Raw genomic sequence first — 13,132 nt, 5'->3', positions numbered from 1 at the left:
CCTCCCCTATCTAGACATAGGCGTGGCGTAATTAGGCTCACGCTCTAATTTTTTGCCTGCCGTGATTGTCATAAAAATATTGTAGGCAAAAATAATAAATCCAATAAAATACATAAGACCCCCAACGCCTCTAATATTGTAATAAGGGATTAGCGCCTTAACCGTGTCAATGAATTGGTAAGTGAGATTCCCATACTGATCCACATCCCTCCACATCATCCCTTGCGTGATCCCTGCAATCCACATGGACGAAAAGTAAAGCACAATCCCTAAAGTCATGATCCAAAATTGGAAATCCACAAGTCTGCCTGAATAGATCTCTCTTTTGAAAAGCCTAGGGGTCATGTGATACATGCTCGCAATCAAAGTGAAGCCTACCCAACCAAGCACGCCGTCATGCACATGCCCTATGATCCAATCGGTAAAATGCGCTAAGGCGTTCACGCTCTTAATGGCTTGAATAGAGCCTTCTAAAGTGGAAAGCATGTAGAAAGTTGAAGCTAAAACTAAGAACTTGATCAAAGGGCTTTCTTTGAGCTGGTGCCATTGGCCTCTCATCGTTAAAAGCATGTTAATCGCTGTCCCCCACGAAGGCAAGATCAACACCACTGAAAACACGCTAGAAAGGGTTTGCACCCAATCAGGCACGGTGGAATAAATCAAATGGTGTCCGCCCGCCCAAATATAAACAAACATCAAGCTCCAAAAGGAAAACAAAGTGAGTTTGTAAGAAAAGATAGGCTGACCGCTCTCTTTAGGCAAGAAATAATAAATCGTGCCAATCACCCCACTCGTAAAGACAAAAGCGACCGCATTATGCCCCCACCACCATTGAATGAGCGCATCATTACTGCCTGAATACATAGAAATAGAATGCCAAACACTCCCCATATCAGCGACAAAATAGGTGGGGATAGAAAGGTTATTGAAGATATACATCACCGCTATACCCACATAAGTAGCGATGTAATACCATAAAGACACATAAATGGTATTTTCTCTCCTAACGCTCATGCTCCCAAACATATTAACCCCCCATAGCACCCATGCCACAACCACAATAATATCTAAGGGCCACATCAATTCGGCGTATTCTTTAGATTGAGTAAGACCAGCAAACAAGCTAATGACCCCTAGGACTAAAAGAAGAATCCAAAGCCAAAAATGCAATAACCCTACAATTTTCAAAAAGGGGTGTTGGTAATAAGTGATTTTAAGCACCCTTTGACCAATATAATACCAACTCGCCCAAATCCCTCCAAGAGTGAAACCATAGATCACCGCATTCGTGTGTAAGGGGCGTAAGCGGCCAAAAACGCCATACTCCCCTGCAATATAGTTCAAACTAGGGAAAGACAATTCAAAGGCTAACACGATCCCTATTAACATGCCTATTATCCCAAAAGCGATCATCGCATAAAGAAACAATTTGCTAATGGAATAATCATAACTCAAAGGCACATTTTCTTGCATGCAATACTCCTATTTGTAGTAAATTCAACAAAGATAAACATAATTATAAAGTTTTATCTTTTTCAAAAAGCTTAATTTTTAATCTTTTTCTGTAACATTGTAATAACTCAATCCCATTTGAATGATATTTTTAAGCCAAATTATTACTATCTTTGGCTAAAGGCTACATATGATTAAACAAATCCTCATCATTCTTACCCCTTTTTTTGTCGCAACATTATTGTATTTTTTAGGCGCACCGGATGGGCTAAACCCTAACGCATGGCTTTATTTTTGTATTTTCATGGGCATGATTATAGGGCTAATTTTGGAGCCAGTGCCAGCAGGTTTAATAGCGCTAAGTGCGTTAGTGTTGTGCATAGCGTTAAAAATTGGAGCGAGCAGTGAGATAGCGAGCGCTAATAAGGCTATTTCATGGGGTTTGAGCGGGTATGCGAATAAAACGGTGTGGCTTGTGTTTGTCGCTTTCATTTTAGGTTTAGGGTATGAAAAAAGCTTGTTAGGGAAACGGATCGCTCTTTTACTGATTAGGTTTTTAGGGCAAACCCCTTTAGGTTTGGGCTATGCGATTGGTTTGAGCGAATTGTGTCTAGCCCCCTTTATCCCTAGCAATTCCGCTAGAAGTGGGGGTATACTCTATCCCATCGTTTCTTCTATCCCGCCTTTAATGGGTTCTACCCCAAACAATAACCCTGACAAAATCGGCGCGTATTTGATGTGGGTCGCTTTGGCTTCAACTTGCATCACTTCGTCCATGTTTTTAACCGCGCTCGCCCCTAACCCCCTAGCAATGGAGATCGCTACCAAAATGGGGGTGAATGAAATCTCATGGTTTTCGTGGTTTTTAGCGTTCTTGCCTTGTGGGGTGGTTTTGATCTTGCTTGTGCCTTTATTGGCGTATAAAACCTGCAAACCCACCTTAAAAGGCTCAAAAGAAGTGAGTTTGTGGGCTAAAAAAGAGTTAGAGGGCATGGGGAGGTTTTCTTTAAAAGAAATTTTAATGCTCAGCCTCACTTTATTGGCTTTATTGGGTTGGATTTTTGGCAAATCTTTAGGCTTGCATGCGAGCGCGACGGCTTTGATTGTCATGGTGTTAATGGCGTTTTGTAAGATTGTAAGCTATGAAGACATCATTAAAAACAAGAGCGCGTTTAACATTTTTTTATTGCTGGGATCGCTACTCACGATGGCTGGCGGGCTTAAAAATGTGGGTTTTTTAAATTTTATCGGCAATGCGGCTCAAAATTTTTTAGAGCATGCTCACTTGAATCCGTTAATAGCGGTATTGTTTATTGTAGCTTTATTCTATCTGTCGCACTATTTTTTCGCTAGCATCACCGCTCATGTGAGCGCGTTATTCGCGCTTTTTGTAGGGATTGGTTCGCACCTTCAAGGGGTCAATTTGCAAGAATTGAGCTTGTTTTTAATGCTTTCTTTAGGGATTATGGGGATTTTAACGCCCTATGGCACAGGCCCATCCACCATTTATTACGGGAGCGGGTATATTCAAAGCAAGGATTTTTGGAAATGGGGGTTTATTTTTGGCTTTTTGTATTTAATCGTGTTTTTAAGCGTGTGCGCGCCTTGGGTCAAATTCATCGCTTTTAGGTGGTTGTAGTTGGAAACTTTACACAACGCCCTTTTAGAATGGTATGAAGAATGTGGGCGAAAGGATTTACCTTTTAGGAATTTAAAGGGCATTAACGCCCCTTATGAAGTCTATATCAGCGAAGTGATGAGCCAACAAACCCAAATCAACACGGTAATTGAGCGTTTTTATTCCCCTTTTTTAGAAGCTTTCCCCACTTTAAAAGACTTAGCGAACGCTCAATTAGAAGAGGTTTTATTGCTCTGGCGAGGGCTTGGTTATTATTCAAGGGCTAAAAATTTAAAAAAAAGCGCTGAAATTTGCGTTAAAGAACACCACTCACAGCTACCCAATGACTATCAAAGCCTGTTAAAACTCCCCGGGATTGGCGCATACACGGCTAATGCAATCTTGTGTTTTGGCTTTAGAGAAAAGAGCGCATGCGTGGATGCTAATATCAAACGAGTGCTTTTAAGGCTTTTTGGTTTGGATCCTAATATCCACGCTAAAGACTTACAAATTAAGGCGAATGACTTCCTCAATCTCAATGAAAGCTTTAATCACAACCAAGCCCTAATTGATCTAGGGGCTTTAATCTGCTCCCCTAAACCCAAATGTGCGATTTGCCCTTTCAATCCTTATTGTTTAGGTAAAAACCACCTAGAAAAACACACGCTTAAGAAAAAACAAGAGATCATTCAAGAAGAGCGTTATTTGGGCGTTGTGATCCAAAATAACCAAATCGCTTTAGAAAAAATAGAGCAAAAACTCTATTTGGGGATGCACCATTTCCCCAATCTAAAAGAAAATTTAGAATTCAAACTCCCCTTTTTAGGCGCTATCAAGCACAGCCACACTAAATTCAAGCTCAATTTAAACCTTTATTCAGCTGCAATAAAGGATCTAAAAAACCCCGTTCGTTTTTATAGCCTTAAAGACTTAGAAACCTTACCCATAAGCTCTATGACGCTTAAAATCCTGAATTTTTTAAAACAAAAAAATTTATTTGGGGGTTAAACCCTGCCAAATCTAAAATGGTTCTACTTTATCGCAGGCACCACTTCAGGGATCAAATACGCAATCGCGCTGATCACGACTCCCATGATCGCTACAAAAATAAGGGAGTATTTAACCGTGAATTTGAATAAATCGCTCTCTTTCCCGGCTAATCCCACCGCCGCGCAAGCGATAGCGATACTTTGAGGGCTTATCATCTTGCCCAAAGTCCCACCCACGGTATTAGCCGTTAGGGTTAAAATCTCAGGGAGGTGCAATCGTTGGGCGGTGAGTTGCTGTAAAGAGCCAAATAAAAGATTAGAACTCGTATCGCTCCCGGTTAAAAACACGCCTACCCACCCGATCAAGGGCGAGAAAAAGGTGAAAGCCAGACCCGTATGGGTGAGCGCTAAGGCTAGAGTGGAAGAAATCCCGCTGTAATTAGACACATAAGCAAAGCTTAAGACTAAACCAATGGTGAGAATGGGGTAGCGCATTTCTTTTAAAGTTTCGCCAAAGACGCTCAGCGCATCGCTCACTCGCACCCTTAAAACGAGCATGCTAACAAGAGCGGCTAAAAAAATGGAAGTGCCAACCGTGTTGATTAAGAGGAGTTTAAACACCACAGGAAAACTCACGCTTTGATTGGCTTCTACAAAAGGCGGGCTTTTAAAGATGTGGTTACTGATGTTATTGAACTCAAAATAAAAATTAGAAAAAGCTAACAAGCCGTCTTTTTCAAATAAGGCTTTAAAAAAAGGCTGTATCCATAACACAATCACTAAAACCAAAATCACAAAAGGAGACCAAGCGACATAAACCTTACAGATATGATGGTTACTCTTAGTGAATGAGGCCACTTTGCCATCGCTTCTAAAAATCGCTTTAGGCTGCCAAAATTTCAAAAAGAGCGCTGTTGCAACGAGTGAAACAAGGGCTGAAATAATACCAGGCAATTCTGGCCCTAAATAATTAGAGCTTAAAAATTGCGCGCCAGCGAAAGAAAAAGCCGCGATAAAAACGGCCGGAAAAGTCTCTTTAATCCCTTTAAAGCCATCCATTAAAAACACAATGAAAAACGGCACGAACAAGCTCACAAAAAAGAGGATTTTACCCGTCATGGCTGAAATTAAAATCGCTGGCACCCCTACCGCGCTCGCCATAGCGCTTATAGGGATACCCACCGCGCCAAAGGCTACAGGAGCGGTGTTAGCGATTAGGCACAATCCGGCAGAATATAAAGGGCTTAAGCCTAACCCCACTAAAATCGCTGCGGTAATGGCAATAGGCCCTCCAAAGCCGATCGCGCCTTCTAAAAATGAGCCAAAACAAAAGCCAATCAAAATCACTAAAATCCTGTGATCTAAAGTGATGGACTGGACGCTTTCTTTTAAGATTTCAAAATAGCCGGATTTAACGCTGAGTTTGTATAAAAAAATCGCCGCAATAATGATCCAAGCGATCGGCCACAAGCCATAGAGAAAGCCATAAAGAAAGCTTGAACCCACCATGCTAACAGGCATTTTATACACTAAAACCGCAATAATGGCTGATAAGGCCACGCTCAAAAAGGCCGCTGTATAACCTTTGAGTTTAAAAACCATTAAAGATAAGAAAAATAACAAAATCGGCAATAAGGCTACAAGAGCGCTCAGCCAAATATTACCCAAAGGGTCATAAACTTGATGAAATTCTAGCACTAAAAAATCCCTTTTTAAAAATATTCTCTTAGTGCTAGATCTCTTTAAAAACCCCCTTATTTAGGAATGATGGGGATAATAAAGGGGAAGACATAAGCAATAAGAGTGAAGACAATCCCCATAATGATTGCCAAAGCGATAGAGTATTTTACTGTAAATCTGAACAATTCACTCTCTTTCCCCACTAACCCCACCGCCGCGCAAGCGATAGCGATACTTTGAGGGCTTATCATTTTGCCCACAACGCCCCCGGAAGTGTTGGCCGCTAAGAAAAGCACTTCAGGCAAGCCAAGCTGTGTAGCGATGAGCATTTGTAAAGAGCCAAATAAAAGATTAGAGCTTGTATCGCTTCCGGTTAAAAACACCCCAAGCCAGCCTACAACAGGCGAAAAGAAAGTGAAAACATGCCCAGTATCCGCTAACGCTAAAGCGAGCGTAGCGCTCATGCCGCTATAATTAGCCACATACGCGAACGCTAAAACCACGCCAATGGTTAAAATCGGCAAACGCATTTCTTTTAAAGTGGCCCCAAACACCCCTATCGCATCGCTGATTTTCACGCGCAACAAAAACACGCTTAAAAGGGCGGCTAAAAAAATGGAAGTGCCTGTCGTTAAAATCAAAGGGAGTTTGAACACCACAGGAAAATTGGTCGCTTCAGTAACAATGGGAACGGTTTTAAAAATCTTTTGACTGATAGAACTGAATTCAAACGCAAAGCTAGAAAACGCCAAAGCCCCGCCTTCTTTAAAGAGCGCTTTAAACCAGGGTTGCGTCCATATGATGATCGTAATCGTGAGCAACACAAAAGGCATCCACGCCACAACCACCTTACAAATATGGTGTTTTTCTGTGCTGATTGTGGGCTCTTTGCCATTGCTGGTGAAAATGTGTTTGGGCTGCCAGAATTTTAAAAATAAAGTGGTAGCAATCAATGACACTAAAGCTGAAATAATATCCGGAAGCTGCGGCCCTAGATAATTAGAGCTTAAAAATTGCGCGATAGCGAAACTAAACCCAGTAACGGCCACTGCAGGAAAAGTTTCTCTAATCCCTCTAAAACCATCCATTAAAAACACGATGAAAAAAGGAATACCAATGGAAAAAAGGGGTAACACCCTGCCCACCATTTGAGAAATCTCTAATTCAGGGATACCCACCACGCTAGCCATCGCCGTAATAGGGATACCCACCGCGCCAAAAGCTACAGGAGCGGTGTTAGCGATCAAACACAACCCGGCAGCGTATAAGGGGTTTAGCCCAAGGCCCACTAAAATCGCCGCTGTGATCGCTACCGGGCCTCCAAAGCCAATCGCGCCTTCTAAAAACGAGCCAAAACAAAACCCGATCAAAATCACTAAAATGCGATGATCCGGCGTTAGGGTTAAAATGCTTTCTTTTAAAATCTCAAAATACCCGGATTTCACTGAAAGGTTGTAAAGAAAAATCGCAGCGATCACAATCCAAGCGATCGGCCACAAGCCATAAAGGAAGCCATAGAAAAAACTCGCGCTCACCATTTGAGCGGGCATTTTATACACGAATAACGCAATAAGGATTGAAAGCACTAAGCTTAAAAACCCAGCGCTATACCCTTTAAGTTTAAAGACAATAAGAGAAATAAAAAAGAGCGCAATAGGCGATAGCGCCACTAAAGCACTCAGCCAAATATGGCCTAATGGGTCATAGACTTGATAAAATTCCATAAATTTTCCTTGAATAATTAAAAGTATTCTTTTATCTTACTTAAAAGAAAAAACTAATTTTAAGTAGCATTTAATATTAAGTCAAATTTAATGGGTTTGTGGTTTATTTTAGTAACAATGTTTGAGCGAGTGGGTTTACCAACTTATGATTACAATCTTACTAATTTTGAGTATTATATTGTGTTTGAAACTCTTAATTTGGAATTTTAAGGAGCATTCTTTGAAAGTCAATTTCTTTGCCACTTGTCTAGGAGCAGCCATTTATAGCAACGCATCGCTTAACGCTATCAAATTACTCCGTAAGGAAAATTTAGAAGTGGTTTTTAAAAAAGACCAGACATGTTGCGGCCAGCCAAGCTACAATTCAGGATACTATGAAGAGACAAAAAAAGTCGTTTTATACAATATCAAACTTTATTCCAATAACGACTACCCTATTATCTTGCCTAGCGGTTCATGCACAGGGATGATGCGGCATGATTATTTAGAATTGTTTGAAGGGCATGCGGAATTTAACATGGTTAAAGATTTTTGCTCTAGGGTGTATGAATTGAGCGAGTTTTTGGATAAAAAATTGCAAGTCAAGTATGAAGATAAGGGCGAACCCCTTAAAATCACATGGCATTCTAATTGCCATGCCTTAAGGGTGGCTAAAGTGATTGACTCGGCGAAAAATCTCATCAGACAGCTTAAAAACGTGGAACTCATTGAATTGGAAAAAGAAGAAGAATGCTGCGGGTTTGGGGGGACTTTTTCAGTTAAAGAGCCTGAAATTTCAGCCGTTATGGTCAAAGAAAAGATTAAAGACATAGAAAGCCGTCATGTGGATGTGATCGTTTCAGCGGATGCGGGGTGTTTGATGAATATCAGCACCGCTATGCAAAAAATGGGCTCTTTAACAAAACCCATGCATTTTTATGACTTTTTAGCCTCAAGGCTTGGGCTTTAACATTAAAGAATATTTTAAGGAATGATCAATGGAAAAATATCATAGCGACCAAGAATACGAAGAAATCATCACCGACCAATTAAGCGATATGCAATTAAGGGAAAATTTGCGTTCTGCAATGGATACCTTAAGGGCTAATCGTAAGAATCTCCTTAAAAATCGTTACAGCGAATGGGAAAATTTAAGGGAATTAGGCAAAGAAGTCAAGCTTAAGATTTTATCCAGGCTTGATGAATATTTGGAATTGTTTGAAAAAAACGCCACTCAAAACGGCTTTAAAATCCATTACGCTAAAGACGGCGATGAAGCTAATGAAATCATTTACAACCTCGCTAAAGAAAAGAATATCAATCGCATTTTAAAGCAAAAATCCATGGCGAGCGAAGAAATTGGCTTGAACCATTACCTCAAAGAAAAGGGCATTCAAGCGCAAGAAACGGATCTGGGCGAATTGATTATCCAACTCATCAATGAACACCCTGTGCATATTGTCGTGCCAGCTATCCATAAAAACCGCAAGCAAATCGGTAAGATTTTTGAAGAAAAACTCAACGCCGCTTATGAAGAAGAGCCTGAAAAGCTTAATGCGATCGCCAGAAAGCACATGCGCAAAGAATTTGAAAGCTTTAAAATGGGGATCAGTGGGGTTAATTTCGCTATCGCTAATGAGGGGGCGATCTGGTTAGTGGAAAATGAGGGTAATGGGAGAATGAGCACCACCGCATGCGATGTGCATGTCGCTATTTGCGGGATTGAAAAATTAGTAGAAAGCTTTGATGATGCAGCGATTTTAAACAATTTACTCGCCCCAAGCGCGGTGGGTGTGCCTATCACTTGCTATCAAAACATTATCACAGGCCCCAGAAAAGAGGGCGATTTAGACGGCCCTAAAGAAGCCCACATCATTTTATTAGACAACAACCGCTCTAATATTTTGGCTGATGAAAAGTATTACCGCGCTCTTTCATGCATTCGTTGTGGGACTTGTTTGAACCACTGCCCTGTGTATGATAAAATCGGTGGGCATGCCTATCTTTCTACTTATCCTGGCCCTATAGGCGTGGTGGTATCCCCCCAACTCTTTGGCCTGAATAATTACGGGCATATCCCTAATTTGTGCAGTCTTTGCGGGCGTTGCACTGAAGTATGCCCCGTAGAAATCCCTTTAGCCGAACTCATTAGGGATTTACGAGCCGATAAAGTGGGCGAGGGCAGGGGTGTAGTTAGGGGGGCTAAAAGCACCCAACACAGCGGGATGGAAAAATTCTCTATGAAAATGTTTGCCAAAATGGCAAGCGATGGGGCTAAGTGGCGTTTCCAATTGAAAATGGCTCAATTTTTCTCGCCTTTAGGCAAGCTTTTAGCCCCCATACTGCCTTTAGTCAAAGAGTGGGCGAGCGTGAGAACCTTACCCAATATGGACACGAGCTTGCATGCAAAAGTCCAGCACTTAGAAGGGGTGATTTATGAGTAAAGAGTTTATTTTAAAGCGCATTAAAGAAGCCAGAGCCAAGCATGCCATTCAGGGAGCAAACCCTGTTTATAGAAATATCATTAAAGTGGAGTTTGAAGACTTGGTGGAAGAATACAAGCATTTCCAGGTGTTGAATAAAGCTGAAGTCATTGAAAGCGCTAAAGAGAATTTAGAGCAAGCCATTTTAAAGGCTTTAGAAAATTTTCAAAGCAAAAAGGTCTTACACTCTACGGATTTAAATTTGAATTTTGAAGCGTTTAAGGATTTCACTTTACAGCCCTATGACAAAGAAATTGAAGCGATGCGTGAAGAGTTGTTTGAGATTGATACGGCTTTATTGCATGGGGTTTGTGGGATTTCAAGCTTGGGCATGATTGGGGCGGTTTCTTCGCATGCAAGCCCACGATTGCTTTCACTCATCACCCTTAATTGCATCATTTTATTGAAAAAAGAATCCATTGTGCGCAACTTGAGTGAAGGCGTGCAAGCTTTAAAAAATCAAGGCCAAAACGGCGTATTGCCCACAAACATGCTCCTTATTGGCGGGCCCAGTCGGACAGCTGATATTGAATTAAAAACCGTTTTTGGGGTGCATGGGCCTCAAAAAGTCGCTGTCATTCTCTACTAAAGGATAAAAATGGAAAAATTAGAAGTGGGGCAATTAGCCCCTGATTTTAGATTGAAAAACAGCGATGGCGTGGAAATTTCTTTAAAAGATTTGCTCCATAAAAAAGTGGTGTTGTATTTCTACCCTAAAGACAACACCCCCGGATGCACCTTAGAAGCCAAAGATTTTAGCGCTTTATTTAGTGAATTTGAAAAGAAAAACGCTGTTGTCGTAGGCGTAAGCCCTGATAATTCTCAATCGCATCAAAAATTTATCAGCCAATGCTCTTTGAATGTGATTTTGCTCTGCGATGAAGATAAAAAAGCTGCCAATCTTTACAAAGCTTATGGCAAACGCATGCTTTATGGGAAAGAGCATTTGGGGATTATCCGCTCCACTTTCATTATCAACACGCAAGGCGTTTTAGAAAAATGCTTCTACAATGTCAAAGCGAAAGGCCATGCTCAAAAGGTTTTAGAGAGTTTGTAGTTTAACTCTCTAGATTTCGCCCATTTTAGTTTTAGGCTTTTTAATTTTAGGCTTTTTAGCCATTCTCTTATTTTTAAAAACTTGTTTTTTAAACTCCGTTTTAGTTTGATAATAAAACTTCATAAGGGATAGGGAATGTTTTGAAATCATTCCCCTACAACCCTAAGATCGCATCACAAAAAACCACCACTCGCTAGCTTTTTGATTGTGTTATTTTAAAAACGCTTTTGAGTATTTTTACAATTTTTATTTTTGTTCGGGTTGCCAAATGGTTTTTTCTGAAGGGGTGCTATCGGCTTCGTTTTGTAAAATTTGTTTTTTAGTTTCATGGCAAGCCACAAACAATAACGCTAAAATTACAGCTAAAAGAGAAATTCTCATTTCAAGCTCCTTTGAATATTAAAATGCTTACGATAATTATAAAGAAAAAGAGTTAAAGATAGATTAATATTTGGCTCTGTTTTCATCAAATGTCGGCACTCAAAACCTTATTTAACCTTATTATTCTTTAATTTTTAAAACTTTATTTTATGTAAAACTCATTCTCTTAAGGGGATAATTGGGGTATTTTGAAATAACTCTCCCCCTACAACCCCCAACTAAATCCCCCTATAGAACGCATTACAAGAAACGATCGCTTGACTAAAGCCTCTTATTATCTTGATTTCAATCAAGTGCGTTGTTTTTTAAGCATGTCAGCGATTAAAAAAGCGAGTTCTAAGGCTTGAGTGGCGTTTAGTCTCGGATCGCATTGCGTATAGTAATGGCAGCTCAAACCCTCTTCGGTGATCGCTTGCGAGCCACCGATACATTCTGTAACATTCTCACCTGTCATTTCCAAATGAACCCCTGAAGCCAAACTCCCTTCAGCCCTATGGATTTCAAAAAAGCTTTTCACTTCATCTAACACGCTATCAAAAGCCCTTGTTTTAACCCCCAAGCTGGTTTTAACCGTGTTGCCATGCATGGGATCAATGCTCCATAAAATATGGCGTTTTTCTTTCAACACCCCTTGTAAAAGCTTAGGCAAACGCTCTTTAATCATTTTAGAACCCATGCGCACGATCAAATTCAAACGCCCCTTAATGTTGTGCGGATTTAAGACATCGCACAATTCTAACACTTCACTCACGCTCGCATTAGGCCCGATTTTCACGCCAATAGGGTTACAAACCCCCCTTAAAAACTCCACATGCGCACCCTTAGGGTCTCTTGTCCTTTCGCCAATCCACAGCATGTGCGCGGAGCAATCATAAAACTGGTTAGTCAAACTATCCTTACGCACCAAAGGCTCTTCATAATGGAGCAGTAACGCTTCGTGGCTGGTGTAAAATTCCACTTCCCTAAGAATAGGCGTTTTTTCTATCTCCACCCCGCATGCTTGCATAAACCCTAAAGCTTGCGTGATCCGGTCAGCGATTTGCTGGTATTTTTGCCCAAAGTCGTTGTTTTTGACAAAATCCAAATTGAAACGATGCACTTGTTCTAAATTGGCTAACCCGCCTTGAGCAAAGGCTCTGATAAGGTTTAAAGTCGCTACGCTTTGATGATAAGCTTTAAGCATTCTTTCAGGCTTTGGCTCTCTTTCTTTTTTGGAAATCCCATTGATAATATCCCCCCTATAGCTTAGCACTTCTTCATCATCCAGTATTTCAGTCGCATTGGAGCGAGGCTTGGCAAATTGCCCGGCAATGCGCCCCACTTTCACGATCGGTATAGAGCCAGCAAAAGTTAAGACAATCGCCATTTGCATCATCACTTTAAACATGTCCCTAATTCGGTTAGCGCTAAATTGAGAAAACGACTCCGCGCAATCGCCCCCTTGCAACAAAAACGCTTTATTGTCAATGACTTGGGCTAAGCGCTCTTGCAAGTTCCTCGCTTCGCCAGCAAACACTAAAGGAGAGTAGGAGTGCAATTCTTTTTTGACCTTTTCTAATTCTTGCTCATCTTTATAAGTGGGGTGTTGCTCTATCTTAAAAGAATGCCATGAAGTGGGCGACCAGGTTGTGTTTGACATTTCTATAATCCTTTATTAATCTTTTTTTAAGCGTTATTATAGCTTGTGCGGGTTAAATCGTGGATTTTAGAAAATAAATGCGCACCCAAAACCACCCCTTAATCTCAAAAAACCCCAATCATAAAAAGCT

The 13,132-nt window shown here is 40.8% G+C and carries 11 protein-coding genes; 6 read left to right on the top strand and 5 right to left on the bottom strand.

What is annotated here, in order from left to right:
* Positions 1-6: 6 nt before the first annotated feature.
* A complete protein-coding gene (ccoN, locus tag EAL04_RS01625; RefSeq protein WP_120972830.1) occupies positions 7-1,473 on the bottom strand; it encodes a cytochrome-c oxidase, cbb3-type subunit I in 1,467 nt (488 codons plus the stop codon).
* Positions 1,474-1,642: 169 nt separating this feature from the next.
* Between ccoN and EAL04_RS01620 the strand changes: the two genes are divergently transcribed.
* Together EAL04_RS01620 and EAL04_RS01615 are read left to right on the top strand one after the other, a co-directional pair.
* Positions 1,643-3,091: a DASS family sodium-coupled anion symporter gene (locus EAL04_RS01620; RefSeq protein WP_120972828.1), complete on the top strand. Its 1,449-nt coding sequence runs from the start codon at positions 1,643-1,645 to the stop codon at positions 3,089-3,091.
* Positions 3,092-4,078: an adenine-specific DNA glycosylase gene (locus EAL04_RS01615; protein WP_120972826.1), complete on the top strand. Its 987-nt coding sequence runs from the start codon at positions 3,092-3,094 to the stop codon at positions 4,076-4,078.
* A gap of 23 nt (positions 4,079-4,101) precedes the next feature.
* On the opposite strand, the gene EAL04_RS01610 is transcribed toward EAL04_RS01615, so the two are convergent.
* Together EAL04_RS01610 and EAL04_RS01605 are read right to left on the bottom strand one after the other, a co-directional pair.
* On the bottom strand, positions 4,102-5,757 hold the full coding sequence (locus tag EAL04_RS01610) for an L-lactate permease (RefSeq protein ID WP_120972824.1): 1,656 nt from the start codon (positions 5,755-5,757) through the stop codon (positions 4,102-4,104).
* Positions 5,758-5,813: 56 nt separating this feature from the next.
* Entirely contained in the window at positions 5,814-7,463 is a 1,650-nt protein-coding gene (locus EAL04_RS01605; RefSeq protein WP_120972822.1) for an L-lactate permease, read from the bottom strand.
* Between the two features lie 220 nt (positions 7,464-7,683).
* Between EAL04_RS01605 and EAL04_RS01600 the strand changes: the two genes are divergently transcribed.
* Genes EAL04_RS01600 through EAL04_RS01585 form a run of 4 tightly spaced genes read left to right on the top strand, consistent with a single transcriptional unit; the run spans position 7,684 to position 10,982 of the window.
* Complete coding sequence (locus EAL04_RS01600) at positions 7,684-8,412, top strand: (Fe-S)-binding protein (protein ID WP_000867254.1); 729 nt, start codon at positions 7,684-7,686, stop codon at positions 8,410-8,412.
* A 28-nt stretch (positions 8,413-8,440) separates the two neighbouring features.
* Positions 8,441-9,886 (top strand): LutB/LldF family L-lactate oxidation iron-sulfur protein, encoded by a 1,446-nt coding sequence (locus EAL04_RS01595; protein ID WP_120972820.1) that lies wholly within the window; start codon positions 8,441-8,443, stop codon positions 9,884-9,886.
* A complete protein-coding gene (locus tag EAL04_RS01590) occupies positions 9,879-10,514 on the top strand; it encodes a LutC/YkgG family protein (RefSeq protein WP_120972818.1) in 636 nt (211 codons plus the stop codon). The genes EAL04_RS01595 and EAL04_RS01590 overlap by 8 nt, the downstream gene beginning before the upstream one ends.
* Positions 10,515-10,523: 9 nt before the next feature.
* Positions 10,524-10,982, top strand: coding sequence for a peroxiredoxin (locus EAL04_RS01585; RefSeq protein ID WP_000412963.1), 459 nt, complete (start codon positions 10,524-10,526; stop codon positions 10,980-10,982).
* 246 nt (positions 10,983-11,228) lie between these two features.
* Here the strand turns inward: EAL04_RS01585 and EAL04_RS08190 are convergent, their stop codons facing one another.
* Positions 11,229-11,363, bottom strand: a complete 135-nt coding sequence (locus tag EAL04_RS08190; protein ID WP_001222899.1) for an HP0135 family lipoprotein — start codon at positions 11,361-11,363, stop codon at positions 11,229-11,231.
* A gap of 289 nt (positions 11,364-11,652) precedes the next feature.
* The gene (locus tag EAL04_RS01575) at positions 11,653-13,002 is read right to left on the bottom strand and encodes a class II 3-deoxy-7-phosphoheptulonate synthase (RefSeq protein WP_120972816.1); all 1,350 of its coding nucleotides are present in this window, start codon (positions 13,000-13,002) and stop codon (positions 11,653-11,655) included.
* Between the last annotated feature and the right edge of the window lie 130 nt (positions 13,003-13,132).

The organism is Helicobacter pylori (genome assembly GCF_003638305.1).
GTDB classification, from domain to species: Bacteria; Campylobacterota; Campylobacteria; order Campylobacterales; family Helicobacteraceae; genus Helicobacter; species Helicobacter pylori_DJ.
The sequence above is the reverse complement of the archived record's forward strand: the minus strand, read 5'-3'. Positions and strand labels throughout refer to the sequence as shown.